The following is an 18520-nucleotide window of genomic DNA, read 5'->3' as shown; positions in this document are numbered from 1 at the left end:
GTCCGCTTCCGAACCGAGGAACTCCGCCATGTCGCTTCCCGCCAGCGCCGCGAAATTCGATCCGTCGCGCGCGCACGAATACGCCGAGCAATCGCGCATCGCGCTCGCCGGCTACGATGCCTGCCACGAACTCGCCGCATGCATGCTCGCGTCGGCGATCGGCGTGCCCGATGCACGGATGCTCGTCGCAGGCGCGGGCGGCACGGGACAGGAAATCTGCGTCGCGGCCGCGCTCGAACCGGGCTGGCAGTTCACGGCCGTCGACCCGTCCGCACCGATGCTCGCGCTCGCGCGCTCTAACGTCGAAGCCGCGGGTTTCGGCGCGCGTACGACGTTCGTCGAGGCCGGCGTCGACGCGTTGCCCGACGCGCCCGCGTTCGACGGCGCGACGCTGATCGGCGTGCTGCATCACGTGCCGGGCGACGACGCGAAAGCCGCGCTGCTGCACGCGATCGCACGACGCCTGAAGCCCGGCGCGCCGCTCGTGCTCGCCGGCAACCATCGACGCTACGCGGACCACCCGCGCCTGCTCGACGCCTGGCAGCAGCGCTGGCGCATGAAAGGCGCCACGCCCGACGCCGTGCGCGCGCAGCTCGCGAAGATCCTGCAGGGCGCCGATCCGCCCGCGTCCGAGGACGCCGTGTTCGCGCTGCTGCGCGAAGCGGGCTTCGATGCGCCGCTGCGTTTTTTCGCGAGCCTGTTCTGGGGGGCGTGGATCGCGGTGCGGCGCGCATGACGGTTCGATGCGGCGCGCAACGGCACGCGCCGTGCGATTCGCGAACGCGCCGCATGCGCTCGGTATGATGTCGTTCCCGCTCCCTTCTCGGCCTCGACATGCTCACCGTCCATCATCTGAACAACTCGCGTTCGCAGCGCGTGCTCTGGCTGCTCGAAGAACTGGATGTGCCGTACGAGATCGTGCGCTACGAACGCGATCCGAAGACGATGCTCGCGCCGGCCGAATTGCGCGCGATCCATCCGCTCGGCAAGTCGCCCGTCGTGACCGACGACGGCCGCACGTTCGCCGAATCGGGCGCGATCGTCGAATACCTGGTCGAACGCTACGCCGACGGGCGCCTCGCGCCGCCGCCCGGCTCGCCCGAGCGGCACGACTACACGTACTGGCTTCACTATGCGGAAGGGTCCGCGATGCCGCCGCTGCTGCTCAAGCTCGTCGCGCAGCGGATCGCGCAAGCGCCGATGCCGTTCTTCGCGCGGCCGATCGCACGCAAGATCGCCGCGACGCTGCAGTCGGGCTTCGTCGATCCGCAGATCGCGCTGCATCTCGGCCATGTCGACCGCGCGCTGGCACGCACCGGCTGGTTCGTCGGCGACGGCTTCAGCGCAGCCGACATCCAGATGAGCTTTCCGCTCGAAGCCGCGACCGCGCGCGGCGGCGGCAGCCGGTATCCCGCGATCGCGCGCTTTCTCGACACGATCCATGCCCGGCCGGCCTACCGGCGGGCGCTGGAACGCGGCGGCCGGTACGACCTGCTCAAGTAACCGGCGTCAGTTCAGCAACCCCGCCGCGACGTTGATCGACAAGCCGAGCACGGCCATGTTGAAGTAGAACGACAGGACCGACTGCGCGAGCACCGAGCGCCGCGCGGAGCGGTTTGCGAGCGACACGTCGGCCGTCTGCGACGCGACCGCGAGCGTGAACGCGAAATACAGGAAATCCCAGTAATCGGGCTCCGGGTTCCGGTCCGGGAAACGGAGCGCGCGATCGCTGCTCGGCGAGCCGTAGTAGAGCCGCGCATAGTGCAGCGTGAAGATCGTCGGAATCAGGAACCACGCGCCGAACAGCGTCGCGCCCGTGATCGCGTAGTGGCTGAGTCCCGCGCTGAAGCCGACGCTCTTCGCGGTCGCGAGTTCGATCGCGATCGCGGCCACGCTCGCGACGGTCGCGAGGCACACGACGGTCAGCACGGTCGTCGCGTTTTCATCCTCGCGGATCGCGACTTCGCGCACCTTGTGATGATGCGCGGTGACCATGCGCACCCACATCAGCACCAGATACAGCCAGACCGCGCAATCCCAGCCGATCAGCGCCCGCGCGGTCGGGCGCAGCGGAAACGGCAGCAGCACCGCGCACAGCACGCCGGCGACGAACGCCGCGACCATGCGCGGCCGGTTGCGTAATACCTGCGGATAAAACGTCATCGTGTGATTCCGAAAGCAGATGGAAAGGGTTCGGCCGGTGCACCGCATCGGCGGGCAACGCGCCCCGATTATCGCCATTCCGTCGCGGCGTGGCGATGGGCGGGAGCGCCTAAGATAAGGGGATGACCGCCACCGCCCTGCTCTGCCGCCATCCCGCGAATACGACCGGCCGCGACTTCGTCGTCGGCGACCTGCACGGCTGCGTCGACGTCCTGCGCGCGCTGCTGCACGACGTCCGCTTCGATCCGGCCCGCGACCGGCTGTTCTCGGTCGGCGATCTCGTCGATCGCGGCCCGGCCTCCGACACCGCGCTCGACCTGCTCGACCGGCCGTGGTGCCACGTCGTGCGCGGCAATCACGAGGAAGTGCTGAGCCTCGTCGCGCGCGGCAAGCTGCCGCCCGACGCGTGGCGCGGCATCGGCGGCGACTGGGGCGCCGACCTGCCGCCGGAACGACTGCGCGCGTATGCGGCGCGCGTCGACGCACTGCCGCTCGTGCGCGTGATCGGCGACGGCGCGGCGCGCTTCAACGTGCTGCATGCGGAATTCTTCGGCTCGGACGCGGATCTCGATACGGGCAGTTATTCGCACGACGTACGCGAGCGGCTGATGTGGGGCCGCGACCTCGTCCAGGGGCTCGCGGATCCGGCGCGGCAGGCCGGATTGTCGCTGACCTGTACCGGACACACGCCGGTGCGTGCGCCGCAACGGATCGGCGCGCAATGGTTCATCGATACGGGTGCGTTCGCGCCCGCCGGCCGGCTCACGCTCGCCGAGCCGCGCACCGGCCGCACGTGGTCGATGACGCAGGCCGAAGCGCGCGAACGCCACGCGGGCGACTGGCCGCTGCCCTGACGCGCCGGCCGCCAGCGCCGCATCGCGCGACGCAACCGCCCGCCGCGCCGGCCAGGCGAACGCTAGCCGACCTGGTTCAGTTCGAACACCGCATCGACGGCCGAACCGTTCCAGTTGTACTCGAGATAGGCCGCATGCTGGCAGTCGCGCAGCAGCGTCGTTCGGAACGCAGCGAGACACTCGCCGCGCGGGTCGCGCACCGACGGATAGACGATCCCCGCGCCACCTGCACGGCGCACCGCGCGGCCGAATGCCTGTCCCGCGCTGTAGTCGACCGGGTCCAGCAACGCGGGATCGCGCTGCGGCCACGTACGCACGTCGGCGACGTCGCCGTGCGCGAACACGGTATAGAGCCGCATCTGCTGACGCATCGGCGGCTCCTTCGTCGCGGCGAGGAATAGCCCGCTGTGATAGCGCGTTTCGGCGATCGCCGTGTCGCGCGCGCGCGTGCAGTAGAACACGCCGTAGCTGCCGTCCGAAAAGCGGCTGCCCAGCGGATTCAGATGCGTGAACGCCGCCATGATCGGCCCCCAGCCCTGCCCGTAGCGGCGCTCGGCGGGCGGCACGAGATCGAGGGTGCCGACTTCGTTGCGAATGCGGTCGTTGGTCAGCGATTCGAGCGCGTAGAGCGCGTCGAAGTCGTCCGCCGACGCGACGCGGTCGAACAGGTTGATGGCCGGAAAACGGGTGGGAATCACGCGATAGGCGGGCGCCCAATCGACGGTGGTCGTGGGCCACCGGCCGACTTCGATCGGTGTCGTCACGCCCAGCCACCCCGCATCGCGTCGAGATATTGCCGGACGGCCACCAGATCGCCGACGTTGCCGGCCAGCATCCGGTCGAGTGCGCGCTTGCCGCCGAACGGCGCCGCATCGTTCGGCCGCTTGACCCACGCATCGGCCGCGGCGGGTTGGGGCAGCAGGATCTGCAACCCCTTGTAGATGCCGAGTAGCAGCGACAGCCGCTCGAGCGTATCGCGCGGCAGGCGCGCCGATTCGGGCGCGGCCTTCCACTTGAAGAACGTCGAGCGGCCCGGCGACCCGAGCAGCACGATCTGCTCGTCGATCGTCAGTTCCCAATCGCGCGCGATGTTGAAAAACGCGCGCAGGCCGGCCGCCGACATCTGCGCGACCGAAGCGTGCGGCACGGCGGAATGCGAATGGTACGCGGGCTGTGACATGATCGTTAGTCTCGAAACGAATTCACTAACAAGATTAGTCCATTCTCGTATTTTTGCAAGGGTCGCACCCATCGATCGCGTGCATGCATCCGGCAAATCGATATTTTTTGTCCATTCTGGACTCGTATTTTATTTTCTGCGTTAATGGCCGTGCGGACACCGCGTCACGGCGCGGATCGTGTCCGTGGAGACCGTGCCGCACAGAAACCGGATGCACCACGCCAAGGAACGCACCATGAAGAGACTGATTGCCGCCGTTTCGATCGCCCTGCTCGCGGTATCCGCAGGCCCCGCCGTCGCGAAGGACTGGACCACGATCCGCTTCGGCACCGACGCCAGCTATGCGCCGTTCGAGTCGAAGGCGCCCGACGGCAAGCTCGTCGGCTTCGACATCGACCTCGGCAACGAGATCTGCGCGCGCCTGAAGGCGAAATGCGTGTGGCTCGAGAACGACTTCGACGGGATGATTCCGGCGCTGAAGGCGAAGAAGTTCGACGCGGTGCTGTCGTCGATGTCGATCACCCCGCAGCGCGCGCAGCAGATCGGCTTCACGACGAAGATCTACAACCAGCCGACGCGGCTCGTCGTGAAGAAAGGCTCGTCGCTGCTGCCGACCGCCGAATCGCTGAAGGGCAAATCGATCGGCGTCGAACAGGGCACGACGCAGGAGACGTATGCGAAGGCCTACTGGGGCAAGCAAGGCGCGAACGTCGTGTCGTACCAGAACCAGGACGGCGTGTACGCCGACCTGATCGCCGGTCGCCTCGACGCGGCGCTCCAGGATGAAGTGCAGGCCGCGATCGGATTCCTGAAATCGCCGCGCGGCGCGAACTATACGTTCGTCGGGCCCGAACTCGTCGACGAAAAGGTGCTCGGCATCGGCGCCGGCATCGGCTTGCGCCAGGAGGACACCGACCTGAAGGCGAAGATCGACCGCGCGATCGTCGACATGGTCAAGGACGGCACCTACAAACGGCTCGCATCGAAGTACTTCGACTTCGACATCTACGGCGGCTGAAAAACGGCGTCGCGCGCGTACGGATGACCGCTTCCGTCGCGCGCGTCCGACCGCCCCTCCCCTTCAACCGGATGGCAACGGCGTCGAGCGGTGCGCCGTTGCATCGAATGCGCGTCATGTTGCGTCGTTTGTCGTGTTCGTCTTACGCGGCCCGCGGCACGACGCTTCGTCGATCGTTCGAATTCCCGAACAATCGCGTGAGGCAACAACGGGCAACGCGAGCGGACGCCGTACCGTTCGAATCAATAGGCGAAGACCGGACGTCGCGGTACCGGCGCGCGTGTACACATGCCCATGCGGATCGGGTTCGCGTGCAGGAAAGTACCGACCCGGCGCGGATGACCGGCAACCAGCCGGATCCGCCTCGCGCCGGGCGCGGAGAGATGGCCTGTCGAGGCATGCCTGTCGGCCGCAAGCGCGACGTTCGAGCGGCGATGTCCCGAATCACGGCGATCGCGGCCTGCGGGCCGCGGCGTGTGACGATCGATCATTTTTCTACCCCGTTTGCTGTCTGATGTTTGTTCCGGCAACCGGACGATGCCGATGCCCCGGCGATCAGACGACGACGCGCCGTGCTCGCCGCGACGCGGCCGCTGCACCGCGCGCGGCCGCCGCATCCCCGCGGACTGCGTCCTGGCCGGTACTGGAAGCTTTGGTTGCCTGACCGGACGGACCTCGCGTCGTCGACTCTCGCACGCCCTTCTTCGCAAGGACCGGGCCAGCGCTGCGCGAGCCCGGCCGGACAAGGGGGCGACCAGGTCGGCTCGCGGCCGCAGCGGGCGTGACGTACCGGAAGTTACGAAACTGAAACATCGGGGTCGCGGCACGCGTCGGCCGTGTCACGGCAGGGCCTTGCGGAATAAGGCTGAACAATGGAGCACGGAATTTTTACCGGCGACGGACCGGCCGGTCGGCCCGATTCGCCGCAGAAATCCGCCTGGCGGCCGACGCGAAACGTTTCATGCGCTTTACATGCCGCCGGCGGCGAGGCGCACCGCACGTCGCGGCTGGACGCCGGACGCGGCGGCCGATCGCATGGCCATACTGCGGCACCGCTTCACGCGCCCTCACGCTGCCCGCGCGACCCGCCCACGACGATCGGCCCAGCGCGCCGGGCCGATCCGCTTCGGCGTGCCGGCCCAGGGCTCGCCAGCGCGTGGAGCGTCGTCGCGGTCGTGCCGGGCGTGCCGCCCGTCACGTTCGGGCCGCACCGTCTGTGAACCGCTCGCCGAGCCGATTCGCACGCCGCTCAGCCGACCCGCTGATGCCCGGCGTCGTCCGACGGCGCGCCGTCGCTGCCGCCGTTGTCGCCGTTGTGGTCGCGATCGTTCAGCCCGTGCTCGATCATCATCCGATAGAGCGTCACGCGTGAAATGCCGAGTTCGGCGGCTGCCTTGTTGATCCGGTGGTCGTTGCGCAGCAGCGCGTTCTCGATTGCGGTGCGCTCGGCCAGCGCCCGCGCCTGTTCGAGCGTCACCGGTTCGGTTTCGCCGGGCGTGTCGAGCCCGAGATCGTGCGGCGTCAGCAACCGGCTCTCGGCCATCACGATCGCGCGCCGCACGCGGTTGATCAGCTCCCGCACGTTGCCGGGCCACTCGTAGCGCCGCATCGCGTCGAGCGCGGCCGACGTGAAGCCGCTGATCTTGCGGCCGCTGTCGGCCTTGAATTTCTGCAGCACGTAGTGCGCGAGGATCTCGATGTCCTTGCCGCGTGCGCGCAGCGGCGGCTCGTGGATGCGCAGCACGCACAGCCGGTGATAGAGATCCGCGCGGAAGCGCCCGGCCTCGACCGCGCCGTCGAGATCGACGTGCGTGGCCGAGATGATCCGCACGTCGACCGCGATCGATTCGTGCCCGCCGAGCCGCTCGATCTTGCCTTCCTGCAGGAAGCGCAGCAGGCTTGCCTGGCTTTCGACCGGCATGTCGCCGATCTCGTCGAGAAACAGCGTGCCGCCGTTCGCCGATTCGATCCGGCCCGCGCGCCGCTGGTTCGCGCCGGTGAACGCGCCGCGTTCATAGCCGAACAGCTCGGACTGCAGCAGGTGATGCGGGATCGCTCCGCAATTGATCGCGACGAACGGCCCCTTGCCGCGGCTGGAGCGCTCGTGAATCGCGAGCGCGGTCAGCTCCTTGCCGGTGCCCGACTCGCCCGAGATGAACACGCTCGCGTCGGTCTTCGCGACCTTGCGGATCGTGCTGAACAGTTGCTGCATCGCCTCGCAGTTGCCGATCATCCCGTGTTCGCCGATCGACGCCGCATAGGCGGCGCCGTCGACGCGATCGAGCGCGGCCATCCCGCGCGCATGGCCCAATACGTGCGAAATCCATTCGGACGGCAGCGGCAGCGTCACGTAATCGAAACAATAGCTGCGGATCAGTTCGCGCACGGCGGGGCCGATCATGATGCCGGCCTGCGCGATGGAAATCCAGCCGATCGCCGGCTGGCTCAGACACATCTTCAGCGCGGGATAGTCGCGCGACGTGAATCCGGTGAAATCGACCAGCCCGGCGGCCACGCTCACGCCGGAGGTCATGTTCTGCGCGGCGCCAGCCGTCTTCGCGACCGCGATCTCCCAGCCGAGCCCGCGCAGTTGCGCCAGCAACGGCTCGTCGGGCGTGCGCATGATCACGAACAGCTTGCGGCCGGCCTCGGGAGCGGTGACGGACACGTCCGTCATCTCGGGCGCCGCGTGCCCGTTTGCGTCGGGTGACCTTGCAACCATCGTTGTTCCCCGCTTGGCGTTGGTATCGCGCGCCGGCTCACGGCCGCGTACGACGGACACGATCGAATCGACATATTGGGCGTATTTCCGTCCGAATAAAATCCCCCTGCGCATGAATCGCGCCGGCGTCGACGTCGTCATGAACGGTATATCGATGCGGCCGGCCTCCGGCTAGATGGGTGTTATCCCTGTGGCGGGCGCCGCACGCGGCCGGAAAGGACCGGCGCCGCGCGCGCAAAGCCGCGCCGGTGCTGGCGCGAGGCATGGGTGTGGGACGGGCGCACGCCCGATCGGCGCACTGGCGCATGCGCGTGCAACCGGTGTGCCGGGCATGCGAACGCGAAGCAACCGGTTCCGGTTGATTTTCGTCAATCGTCGGAACAAGCCGGCCGATGCACGAACGCAACATGCGCGGCGCCCCGCCGCGCGACGAGCGACGAGCGCGGGCGGCCGGCGGGCGACGGACGGCCCGGATCAGCGACCCGACACGAGCGGCGCCGGCGCGTTCGCACGGCCGCGGCCGGCCGGCGTGCCGCCGTGTTCGCCGTAGGTGGCGGCCAGTGCGTCGACCCGCGCGAGATGGTGGCGATTGTCGTGATCCCACGGGTGGAAGCCCGGCCGGAAAAAACTCAGCCATTCGCCGGCGATGCGCGGGAACAGCCCTCGGCGCGGCCCATACAGGAACGCGATCGTCCGCAGCAGGCCGCGCACGTGATGGCCGGCGCCGCGATCGCGCCACAGCAGCGTCGCATGCATCAGGAACACGGTCGGCCAGAACGTCAGCGTCGTCAGCAGATACACGCCGATGCGGATCAGGTAGCGGCGCAGCCCCGGCTTCATCGCGGCGTTCCACACGTCGAACGACACGGCCTTGTGCTCGGTTTCCTCCAGCGCGTGCCAGATCCACATCTGCCGGTAGCCTTCGACCGAGCCGTCGAGGCGCGTCGGGTCGCGCAGCAGCCAGTCGGCGAGCATCGCCGTGTAGTGCTCGGCCGCCACCGTGTGCGCGAGCTGCACCGAATGCGGCAGCGTGCGCTTCATGTAGCCGAGCACAGCCCACACGCGTCGGTCGAGCTTGCGCGCGGGCAGCCGGTTCGCCTGCATCAGCTCGTTGTATTCGACGTGCTCGCGCGTGTGCATCGCCTCCTGGCCGATGAAGCCCAGCACCTGCTGCTTCAGCACGGGATCGTCGATCCGGTCGCGGTAGTTGCGCACCGAATCCATGAAGAAGCGCTCGCCGGCCGGAAACAGCAGCGACAGCGCGTTGAAGAAATGGGTCACGTGCGCCCCCAGGCCATGCCAGTCCTTCGCGCGTTCGACCGGCAGGTCGAAGCGCAGGTCGCGGCGCACCGGCATGATCCCGGCTGCGGTGACGGAAGCGGCTGACTTCATGTGTATCGTTCTCCTGTTGCCGAGCGGCCCGGCGCATCGTCGGACGCGGCCGGCGCAAGCCCGGGCGACGCGTCGCGCGCCGCCAAAATCCTGACATCGACAAATGTAACGATAGGCCGCGCGCGCCGGTGCACGCAAGCCGCGCGGTAGATGCGCGCTTCCAAACAGGGCACGGTCGGAAAGGCGGAAAAAACGGCGCTCGAACGACGCTCGGCCGGCTGGCGATTCGAACGCGCCGGCGCGCGAACGGGCGAGGTGGCGCGTGCGGCGCAGCGCCCCACCATCGGCCCGCCAGCCCCGTGCGCCGGGCATCTCGCCGCGTCCGGCAACGGTCGCCCGGCATGCGGCAACACATGCCGGGAGCGTCGATTCATACGCGTGGCGCACTGCCGTGGTGCAACCTCGGCCCCGCGGCTCGCGGAAAATTCAAACGCGCGTTCCAATTGCGGATCGGTTGATCGCGCGCGCGGCGCCCGCCGCGCTCGCCGACACGCGTACGACGGCACGAAATCCACGCGCGCCGGGCCGCTGCGCGCTCGCCTACAATAGCGGTTTCACGCAACGCTCTTTCAGGAGAAATCATGTCCGTCATCACGACCGAATCGGGCCTCAAGTACGAAGACCTGACCGAAGGCACCGGCGCGCAAGCGCAAGCCGGCAAGACCGTCAGCGTCCATTACACCGGCTGGCTGACCGACGGTCAGAAATTCGATTCGAGCAAGGATCGCAACGACCCGTTCGCGTTCGTGCTCGGCGGCGGCATGGTCATCAAGGGCTGGGACGAAGGCGTGCAGGGCATGAAGGTCGGCGGCGTGCGTCGCCTGACGATCCCGCCGCAACTCGGCTACGGCCCGCGCGGCGCAGGCGGCGTGATTCCGCCGAATGCGACGCTCGTGTTCGAAGTCGAACTGCTCGACGTCTGACCCCGCCTCCGGCCGTTTCCCTCCCGATGGAACACATCGCCTCGCCTGCCATCGCGCTGCGCCGCTACGCCACGTGCGAAGCGTCGGACGTGCACGACTTCCACCAGGTCGTGCTCGGCGTCGATGGCGCGATGGTGATGGCGGTGGACGGCATCGGCCGGCGCATCGACCGGCACGCGGCCTGGCTGATTCCGGCCGGCGCGCGCCACGACTACGCGGGCCTCGGCGAGAATCGCCAGCTCGTGATCGACCTGCCCGCCGCGTCGCTCGCGGTACCGCAGCGGCTGTTCGACCATGCGCGCGCCGTGTCGATCGACCCCGCGCTCACGTCGCTCGTCGCGCAGATCGCGGCGGCCGCCGCACAACACGATACGCCGGCCGGCGACGCACGGCAGGCCGCCGCGCACCGCTTTCAATGGCAGGCCGCCGCGCGCCTGTGCGACGCGCTGCTCGACGATGCGGGCATCGCCGCGCCGGCGTCGGGCCTCGATTTCGCGCGCATCGACCGCTGGCTGCGCGCGCGGCTCGCCGAACCGCTGCGCATCGCCGATCTCGCCGCGCACTGCGGCTACGGGATGCGCCGGTTTCATCAACTGTTCGTCGACGCGTTCGGCGAAACGCCGCATCGCTACCTGCAGCGGCTGCGGCTCGACGCCGCGGTCGTGCTGCTCGCCGACGGCCGGCATTCGCTCGTCGACATCGCGGGCAGCGTGGGCTTCGCGGATCAAAGCACGTTCACGCATGCGTTCACGAAGCGCTTCGGCGTGGCGCCCGGACGCTGGCGCGGCGAACGGCATTGAGCGCAGTCGCGCGCTGAATACGCATCGACGCACGTAGCCGGCGGCACGCGGATCGGCATCCGTATCGACGCTTCGCGTCCCGCTGAAACATCGCCTGTCCGTCGCCGCCTACGATGGGCGCATGGATACGACCGCACCATCCCCCGCTTTCCCGCCCGCGCTGGCGCGCGTCGTCGCCGCCGTCAACATCGTTGCGGATCGAAACCGCCGAGTCGGTCATGCTGCTGCTCGCGGCCGCGCTGCTCGCGACCCGTGTGCGGGCCGCTGCGCGTCGCGGCGCGTCCCCGGCAACTCGTGCGACGCCGCCGGCCGATCGCGCGCGTGCGGTCATGCGTCGCCGGGGCGAGGTCGGATCGGGTAACGCCAACGAAAGAAGATCTTCGTGAATCGACTCGCGTAGCCGGCCGGACCGCGCTCGTGCTTCCACGCCGAATGCCATCCGACGGCGCAACCGGCGCGCATGACGCTCACCGACGCGCCGTGCCCGCTTCGTCACCGATCTTCTTCACGACGGTCTCGGCCGCCTTCAAAGGCCGGCCGTCGTCGTGCCGCAGCGCGAGCTTGCGAATCGCGCGCCCGGTGCCGCGGTCGATCAGCATCGAATGCGGCTCGCCGCGCGCGAACAGGTTGGCCTCGCCCCACTGTCGCAGCATCACGATGACCGGAAACAGCCCTTCGCCTTTCCTGGTCAGCACGTACTCCTGATACGCGGTGCCGTCGGAGGCCGGCACGACGTCGAATACGCCCGCGTCCACCAGCATCTTCAGCCGGTCGGACAGGATGTTGCTCGCGACGCCGAGGCTCGCGCGGAAATCGCCGAAGCGGCGCACGCCGTCGAACGCGTCGCGCACGATCAGCAACGCCCAGCGATCGCCGACGATATCGGTCGCGCGCGCCACCGGGCACGGCGAATCCGCAAGACTTTTCTGCCTGGCCATGTTCCTCTCCGCAATCGCGCCGGGCCGCCTTCGCGGGCCGGCGGACCATCCGTGCACGGGCCCCACGCCCGCCGTCAAACAGGTTGCATTTTAAAACTACTTTCCCTACACTCCAAACCAGTTTCAAATTGCAACTACATTGCATGAGGAAACCCATGGAATCGTCCTGCCATTCCGGCACCGTTGCATCGAACGCGCCAACCGGCGCGATCCCTCCGGCCGCGAGCGGCCGCCTGTCGTCGGCGCGCGTCGCGCTCCTGGCCGTCTGCTGCGCGGCGAGCGTCGCGAACGTCTACTACGCGCAGCCGCTGCTCGATTCGATCGCGTGGGATTTCGGCGTGTCGCAAGCCGCGGTCGGCGGCGTCATCACCGCGACGCAGCTCGGCTGCGCGCTCGCGCTGCTGTTCGTCGTGCCGCTCGGCGACCTGCTGAACCGCAAGCGTCTGATCGCCATGCAGCTTGTGCTGCTGAGCGCCGCCTGCATCGGCGTGGCCGTGGCGTCGACACGCGTCGCGCTGCTGGCCGGGATGGTCGCGGTCGGGTTGCTCGGCACCGCGATGACGCAAGGGCTGATCGCCTGCTCGGCCACCCTCGCCGGCGCAGGCGAACGCGGGCGCGTGGTGGGCGCCGCGCAGGGCGGCGTCGTGGTCGGGCTGCTGGCCGCGCGCTCGCTGGCGGGTGTCGTCACCGACATCGCGGGATGGCGGGCGGTCTATCTCGTGTCGGGCGGGCTCGCGATCGCGATGCTGGTCGTGCTGTCGCGGCTGCTGCCGGACCGGCACGAACCGCGCGAACGCATCGGTTATGCGGCGCTGCTGCGCTCGATGGTGTCGCTGCTGCGCGACGAACGCGTGCTGCGCGTGCGCGGCGCGATCGCGCTGCTGATGTTCGCCGCGTTCAGCATCTTCTGGAGCGCGCTCGTGCTGCCGCTGAGCGCGCCACCGCACGCGATGTCGCACACGCAGATCGGCGCATTCGGCCTCGTCGGCGCACTGGGTGCGGCGGCCGCCGCCCGCGCGGGCCGGCTCGCGGATCGCGGGCGCGGCGAAGCGACGACCGGCGCCGCACTCGCGCTGCTCGCCTGCTCATGGCTGCCGCTCGCGTTCGGCAATACGTCGATTGCGCTGCTGATCGTCGGCATCGTGCTGCTCGACGTCGGCGGACAGGCCGTGCACGTCGTCAATCAGAGCATGATTCTCGGTGCGCGGCCCGACGCGCATGCGCGGCTCGTCGGCTGCTACATGCTGTTCTATTCGGCCGGCAGCGGGCTCGGTGCGATTGCGGCGACGATGATGTATGCGCGCGCCGGATGGACGGGCGTCTGCGGGCTCGGCGCGGCGGTGAGCATGGCCGCGCTCGGCGTATGGGCCGCGACGCTGCGGCGCGCATGATGCGCGCGGGTCATGCGGATCGAACGGAAAAAGCCGGCGCGCCCTCGGCGGGCGTCCGGCACGCGAACCGGCCGCGCACGCACGCCCGTCGGGCTTGCGGTTCGGCGCGTGCGGGGCGCGCCGCAGACGTTCAGCCCGCCGCCCGGATCGCCTCTTCGTAGACGCCGGCCACGCGCCGCGCGATCACCGCGTTGTCGAAATGATCGCGCGCATAGCGCTTGCACGCGGCCTCGTCGGGCAGCGCGATCGCACCCGACAGTGCACCGCCGAGCCCTTCGGCGATCGCATCCGCGCCCGTCGACGGCAGCACGAGATCGTTCGACAGCCCGGCGACCGCCTCCGGCAGCCCGCCGACCGGCGTAACCAGCACCGGCGTGCCGGATGCCAGCGATTCGACGGTGATCAAGCCGAAGCCCTCCAGCGCGACCGTCGGCACGACGCTGACCGTCGCCGCGCGGTACAGCGCCGCGAGATGGTGGTCGGGCACGAAGCCGAGCAGCTTCACGTTGTCCTGCAACCCGGCTGCGTCGATGCGCTGCTGCAGTTCCTCGCCGATCTTGCCCTTGCCGGCGATCAGCAGCAGGATGTCCGGGTGACGGCGCTTGACGAGGCCGATCGCGTCGATCAGGTCCTCCAGTCCCATGCGCCGCACGAGCCGGCGCACGGCCAGCACGATCGGCCGGTCCTGCGGCAGTTGCAGCTTGTGCCGCGCCTCGGCGGGCGTGAGCGGCGTGTCGAACTGCGCGGTATCGACGCAGCCGGGAATCACGCGCACGCGCGACGGATCGATCCCGTAGCGGTTCGTCAGGATCTGGCCGAACGCCTGCGACAGCACGATCAGCCGCGACGAGCGCGTATAGACGGCCTGTTCGAGATAGCGCTTCGCACGCTGTCCGAGCGACGCGGCGCCCTCGACCTGGCTTTCGTCGGCCCACGGCCCCTGGAAGTGCGAGACCTGCGGAATCCCGCGCGTCACGTCGAGGCCCGGAAACGTGTACAGCGCGAAGTGCGACGAAATCACGTCCGGCCGCTCGCTGCGGATCTCGTCGCGCAGCGCGCGCCGCGCGGCGAGCATCCGGCGCGCGAGCGGCTGCGACGCAGGCCCGAAGCCCTGGATCGCCCCGCCCGTGTCGTCGGCGACCTTCGGCGAGCCGGCGACGAGCCCGCGCACCTCGACGCCCGCGCCGGGCAGCGCGCCGACGAGCGAGTAGTACATCCGGTCGAGGCCGCCCGCGCGTTCGGGGAACCAGTGCATGCCGATCTGCAACGATTTGATCGGCCGGGAAGATTGGGACATCACGGTTGCTCCTGCGTGATCGCATGCTCGGCCCGCTCGAAGGCGGACGGCTGCGTGGGTTGGCCGATGCGCCGGTAAAGCGCGACGTACTGGGCGCCCATGTGCGCCCAGCCGAAACGGGTCATCAGTTCGCGGGCCGCATCGCCCATCGCGCGACAGGTGTCGCGCGACGCCGCGAGCGAGCCGATCGCCTGCGCGAGCGCGGCCGGATCGTCCGGATCCTCCAGCACGATTCCGCATTCGCGCGTGATGATTTCCGCGCCGCCCGCCGTGCGCGCGGTGACGACCGGCAGCCCGGCCGCCATCGCCTCCAGCAGCGACAGGCTCATCGCTTCGTAGCGCGACGGAAAGACATATGCGTCGACCGAGCGCATCAGCGTCGGCATGTTCTTCACGAGACCGAGGAAATGCACGCGCGAATCGATGCCGAGCGCGCGCGCTTCGTCGGGATACGGGCTGCCGGGCAAGTAGCCGGCCACCGCGAGATGAACGTTGGGCGGCAGCTTCGTCAGCGCCTTCAGCACCGTGCCGAGGTTCTTGCGCGGCGTGCGCAGGTCGCCGACGAACAGCAGCAGGAACGCGTCGTCCGGCAGCTTGAACGACGCACGGTCGGCCTGCGCGCCGGCGAACGCGCTGCCGTCGACGCCGTTGTAGATCACGCTGATCTTGCGGCTGTCGATGCCGAGCCCGGCGATTTCGTCGGCCACCTTCTGCGACACGGCCGTGATCGCGCTCGAGCGCCGGTAGGCCCAGCGCTCGAGCGCGGTGTTCACGCGCGTATAGACGTACTGGTAGGCCGACCACATCCCCTTCGTCAGCCCGAACGGATAGTACGGACTCTTGAACCAGCCGCCGTGCACGAAGTGCGCGGTATTCACGTCGGCCTTGATCCATGAAATGAAGCCGTTCACGTGCAGCACGTCGTATTCGCCGCGGTGCGCGCGCAGCCATGCCGCGCTTTTCAGCGCGAACACCTGCTGCTTGACGAGATTCGACGGCCAGAAGCCGCCGACCTTCACCGGCACCCAGCGCACGCGCGGGTCGGCCAGCAGCTCGGGCGCGACATGCGACGCGACCAGCGTGACCTCGTAGTTTTCGGCCAGCGCCGCGCGCGCGATTTCGTAATTGACGCGGCCCTGCCCGTCGTTATGTCGCACGACGTGCGTGACGATCGCGATTCTCAATGGTCGCCTCCCCGTGAACGCGCGGCGGCCAGCAGGCGTTGCGCCTTCTGCCAGTGCGCCGCGGCAAGTATCGAAAAAATGGCCGTGAACATCAGCAGGCCGCCGGTGCCGATCAGCGAGTTCGTGAACACGAGCATCGCGAAGGTCGACAGGCACAGGCTCAGGCACGCGCCGACGAACTTGTCCTTGCGCAGCTTGAACGCCGCGCGCAGCGTGCGGCCGAACAGCATCACGACGCCCGCGAGATACAGCAGCGTGCCGGGCCAGCCGAGCACGAACGGCACGTTCATCACGCCGCTGTCGAAGCTGCCGTACTTGCCGAGCTCGCCGCTGTCGCTCGACAGCTTCGTGGACGCACCGGTCGCGCCCATCCCTTCGCCGGCGACGTCGGTGAATGCCGTCTGCGCGAAGGTCGCGTAGAACTTGTTGCGGTCGTCGTAGCTGCGGTCGTCCTTCAGGTTCGCGATCGACTGCAGGCGCTGGCCGAGCCGGTCGGCCACCGGCCCGACGGTCAGGAGCGGCACGCACAGCCCGACCAGCACGACGCCGCTGATCAGGATCCGCATCCGCACGCGGTTGCTCGATTGCACGAGCTGGATCGCGAGGGCGATCACCCAGCCGCCCCAGGTCGAGCGCACGAGACACAGCGCGAACGACACGAAGCCCGCCGCGCCCGCGAACCAGCGGATCTTCTGCGGCGCGACCAGCACGAACACCAGCGCGCCCATCATCGCGAACGCGAACGGCCCGGACGAATTCATCGTGCTGAACACGCGCACGCCGTACGGCACCGGCTCGCCCTGCGAACCCATCTGCGAGCCGACCATCCACAGCACGTCCCACTGCGGCATCACGAAATACTGCACGACGCCGTACACGCCCATCACGAGCATGCCCCACATGAAGGTGGAGAGCAGCACGTCGCGGTACTCCGGATAGTTGCGCGCGTTCACCATGATGTGAAAGCCGATCAGGATCGGGTACAGCCAGTTCGCGAGGTCGTAGGTCGCGGCCATCACGCCGCTCGACACGATCCCGACGAGATACGCATACACGAGCCCGAACAGGATCAGCAGCACCGGAATCCCGCGTCGCTGCGCGAGCACGCGGTAATGCCTGAGCAGCCCGAAGCCGGCGATCATCGTCACCGCGAGCGGCGCGACCTGGATCAGGCTCGTCGGCGTGAACGCGCCCTTCGACCAGTCGGCCAGGCGCCGCACTTCGGGGCTCAGGAACCACACCCACCACATGAAGCCGACATAGCGCGCCGGGCTCTTGAAATACAGCCAGACGCCCACTCCGATGGCCAGCACCGGGAACGCGAGCGTCAGCACCTTGCCCTGGTGGACGGCGATCAGCGCGGCGGTGAACGTCCACAGCCCGGCCTGCCCGGCCCAGTGCTTCGGCTCGGCGAACCGGCTGCGGGTGCGCGACGGCGCGCGTTCGGCGGCAATCGTACTCATCGATGCGCGCTCACTGCGACGAAGGACGCGAATCGGCGAGCGGCATCGCCACGCCAGCCGCCGCGGGTGTGCGGCGCCGGCGCAGCATGTCGCGCGTGATCCGCACGTGCTGCTCGGCGAACGCCTGCGTGGTCAGGTCGCGTTCGCGCAGGCACGCGGCGGCCGCACGCGCGCAGTCGAGCGCCGCCACCGGATCGGCGACGAAGCGATCGGCGGCCTGGCGCATCGCCTGCGCGTCGAACGCCGGCACATAGGCGGCCGTATCGTGCGGAAAGTAGTCGCTCAGGCCGCCCACGTCGGACACGATCATCGGCTTGCCGACGGCCGCCGCCTCGAGCATCACCGTGATGCCCGACGCGTGGAAATTCGGCCGCAGCGGCACGACGATCACGTCGGCCCACGCGTACAGTTCGTGCTGCTTCGCGAGCCCCGCCGCCGGGCCGATCTTCACGTTCGGCGCGTGCCACTCGCGCGGCACGCGACGGCGCGTCGCGAGCCGCACGTCGTAGCGTTCGTCGCCGCCGAACGCGGCGAGGAACGTGCGCCAGTCGCGGTCGCGGTCATTGCCGATCGCCGCGATCCGCAGCGGCCGGTTCGGCTTCCATTGCTGCGGCTCGACCGGCGGGAAATCCTGCGTGTTCAGCCCGTAATAGACGAACTCGGCTTCGCGCCCGAGATAGCGTCGGCACAGGTCGGCGTTGTCGCGAGCCAGCGTGGTCAGCACGTCGGCGCGCGCGAGCAGCTTGCGGTAGAGCCAGCGGCGCGGGCCGCCGAAGCTGTTCCATTTGTCGAACAGCCACACGCTCTGCGCGAGCAGCAGCGGGCGCTTGCCCTGCGCGCCGGCGAGCTTCAGGATCAGCGCGGCGGCCAGATGCTCCTGCTCGGTGTGGGTCCAGATCACGTCGGTATCGAGCAGCGCCGCGCGGTTGCGCCACGCATGCACGACGTCGAAGCCGAGCGCCGCCTTCAGCGCACGGCGCGCGACGCTCACGACGCGGTTCTCGCCGCCGTCCTGCGAATAGGTCAGCCGGAATTCGTCGGATTCGGCGTGGTGATAGCCGTACAGGCAGCCGATGTTGTCGCCTTTCCGGTAGGTACGCGGATCGGCGCCATAGAACAAATGGACGTGAACTTTCGTTGCATCCTTCGTGGTCATGCGAGCCCTCCGGGCGTGGCCGCGCGCATTGTGCGCAGG

19 protein-coding genes are annotated in these 18520 nt (G+C 68.9%); 8 read left to right on the top strand and 11 right to left on the bottom strand.

Annotation, left to right across the window (positions count from 1 at the left end):
- The first annotated feature begins 28 nt into the window (after positions 1-28).
- Positions 29-736 (top strand): class I SAM-dependent methyltransferase, encoded by a 708-nt coding sequence (locus tag WT97_RS17570; RefSeq protein WP_059501227.1) that lies wholly within the window; start codon positions 29-31, stop codon positions 734-736.
- A gap of 98 nt (positions 737-834) precedes the next feature.
- Complete coding sequence (locus WT97_RS17565) at positions 835-1503, top strand: glutathione S-transferase (protein WP_060353930.1); 669 nt, start codon at positions 835-837, stop codon at positions 1501-1503.
- 6 nt (positions 1504-1509) lie between these two features.
- Here WT97_RS17565 and WT97_RS17560 read toward each other — a convergent pair whose 3' ends face one another.
- Positions 1510-2163, bottom strand: a complete 654-nt coding sequence (locus WT97_RS17560) for a DUF1345 domain-containing protein (RefSeq protein WP_059501229.1) — start codon at positions 2161-2163, stop codon at positions 1510-1512.
- Between the two features lie 122 nt (positions 2164-2285).
- Here WT97_RS17560 and WT97_RS17555 point away from each other — a divergent pair, with 122 nt between their 5' ends.
- A complete protein-coding gene (locus WT97_RS17555) occupies positions 2286-3017 on the top strand; it encodes a metallophosphoesterase (RefSeq protein WP_060353929.1) in 732 nt (243 codons plus the stop codon).
- 62 nt (positions 3018-3079) lie between these two features.
- Here WT97_RS17555 and WT97_RS17550 read toward each other — a convergent pair whose 3' ends face one another.
- Both WT97_RS17550 and WT97_RS17545 read right to left on the bottom strand, forming a co-directional pair.
- Positions 3080-3781 carry an RES family NAD+ phosphorylase gene (locus tag WT97_RS17550; RefSeq protein WP_059501231.1) on the bottom strand — a complete coding sequence of 234 codons (702 nt, stop codon included), beginning with the start codon at positions 3779-3781 and terminating at the stop codon, positions 3080-3082.
- Positions 3778-4197, bottom strand: coding sequence for an MbcA/ParS/Xre antitoxin family protein (locus WT97_RS17545; RefSeq protein WP_059793861.1), 420 nt, complete (start codon positions 4195-4197; stop codon positions 3778-3780). Before WT97_RS17545 ends, WT97_RS17550 begins: the two co-directional genes overlap by 4 nt.
- A gap of 235 nt (positions 4198-4432) precedes the next feature.
- On the opposite strand from WT97_RS17545, the gene WT97_RS17540 reads away from it, so the two are divergent.
- Positions 4433-5215, top strand: a complete 783-nt coding sequence (locus WT97_RS17540; protein WP_059501389.1) for an ABC transporter substrate-binding protein — start codon at positions 4433-4435, stop codon at positions 5213-5215.
- Positions 5216-5457: 242 nt separating this feature from the next.
- On the opposite strand, the gene WT97_RS32975 is transcribed toward WT97_RS17540, so the two are convergent.
- From WT97_RS32975 to WT97_RS17530, 3 genes are all read right to left on the bottom strand, one after another.
- Positions 5458-5706: a hypothetical protein gene (locus WT97_RS32975; protein ID WP_080747670.1), complete on the bottom strand. Its 249-nt coding sequence runs from the start codon at positions 5704-5706 to the stop codon at positions 5458-5460.
- A 758-nt stretch (positions 5707-6464) separates the two neighbouring features.
- Positions 6465-7937: a sigma-54 dependent transcriptional regulator gene (locus tag WT97_RS17535; RefSeq protein ID WP_059501233.1), complete on the bottom strand. Its 1473-nt coding sequence runs from the start codon at positions 7935-7937 to the stop codon at positions 6465-6467.
- 474 nt (positions 7938-8411) lie between these two features.
- Positions 8412-9329, bottom strand: a complete 918-nt coding sequence (locus WT97_RS17530; RefSeq protein WP_059793857.1) for a metal-dependent hydrolase — start codon at positions 9327-9329, stop codon at positions 8412-8414.
- A gap of 581 nt (positions 9330-9910) precedes the next feature.
- On the opposite strand from WT97_RS17530, the gene WT97_RS17525 reads away from it, so the two are divergent.
- From WT97_RS17525 to WT97_RS32965, 3 genes are all read left to right on the top strand, one after another.
- Complete coding sequence (locus tag WT97_RS17525) at positions 9911-10252, top strand: FKBP-type peptidyl-prolyl cis-trans isomerase (RefSeq protein ID WP_059501234.1); 342 nt, start codon at positions 9911-9913, stop codon at positions 10250-10252.
- Between the two features lie 26 nt (positions 10253-10278).
- Complete coding sequence (locus tag WT97_RS17520) at positions 10279-11052, top strand: AraC family transcriptional regulator (RefSeq protein ID WP_060353928.1); 774 nt, start codon at positions 10279-10281, stop codon at positions 11050-11052.
- Between the two features lie 218 nt (positions 11053-11270).
- The gene (locus tag WT97_RS32965; protein WP_257128508.1) at positions 11271-11438 is read left to right on the top strand and encodes a hypothetical protein; all 168 of its coding nucleotides are present in this window, start codon (positions 11271-11273) and stop codon (positions 11436-11438) included.
- A gap of 81 nt (positions 11439-11519) precedes the next feature.
- Here the strand turns inward: WT97_RS32965 and WT97_RS17515 are convergent, their stop codons facing one another.
- Positions 11520-11990: a helix-turn-helix domain-containing protein gene (locus WT97_RS17515; RefSeq protein ID WP_060353927.1), complete on the bottom strand. Its 471-nt coding sequence runs from the start codon at positions 11988-11990 to the stop codon at positions 11520-11522.
- 155 nt (positions 11991-12145) lie between these two features.
- On the opposite strand from WT97_RS17515, the gene WT97_RS17510 reads away from it, so the two are divergent.
- Positions 12146-13381 carry an MFS transporter gene (locus tag WT97_RS17510; protein ID WP_060353926.1) on the top strand — a complete coding sequence of 412 codons (1236 nt, stop codon included), beginning with the start codon at positions 12146-12148 and terminating at the stop codon, positions 13379-13381.
- A 130-nt stretch (positions 13382-13511) separates the two neighbouring features.
- On the opposite strand, the gene WT97_RS17505 is transcribed toward WT97_RS17510, so the two are convergent.
- Genes WT97_RS17505 through WT97_RS17490 form a run of 4 tightly spaced genes read right to left on the bottom strand, consistent with a single transcriptional unit; the run spans position 13512 to position 18481 of the window.
- Complete coding sequence (locus tag WT97_RS17505; RefSeq protein WP_059501391.1) at positions 13512-14678, bottom strand: glycosyltransferase family 4 protein; 1167 nt, start codon at positions 14676-14678, stop codon at positions 13512-13514.
- Positions 14678-15862, bottom strand: a complete 1185-nt coding sequence (locus WT97_RS17500; RefSeq protein ID WP_059501238.1) for a glycosyltransferase family 4 protein — start codon at positions 15860-15862, stop codon at positions 14678-14680. The genes WT97_RS17505 and WT97_RS17500 overlap by 1 nt, the downstream gene beginning before the upstream one ends.
- A complete protein-coding gene (locus WT97_RS17495) occupies positions 15859-17325 on the bottom strand; it encodes an O-antigen ligase (protein ID WP_059501239.1) in 1467 nt (488 codons plus the stop codon). Before WT97_RS17495 ends, WT97_RS17500 begins: the two co-directional genes overlap by 4 nt.
- Positions 17326-17335: 10 nt before the next feature.
- Positions 17336-18481, bottom strand: a complete 1146-nt coding sequence (locus WT97_RS17490; RefSeq protein ID WP_059501240.1) for a glycosyltransferase family 4 protein — start codon at positions 18479-18481, stop codon at positions 17336-17338.
- Positions 18482-18520: the final 39 nt, after the last annotated feature.

The organism is Burkholderia sp. MSMB1459WGS (genome assembly GCF_001534535.1).
Classification (GTDB): Bacteria; Pseudomonadota; Gammaproteobacteria; order Burkholderiales; family Burkholderiaceae; genus Burkholderia.
This window is presented reverse-complemented; position numbering and strand designations above follow the sequence as displayed.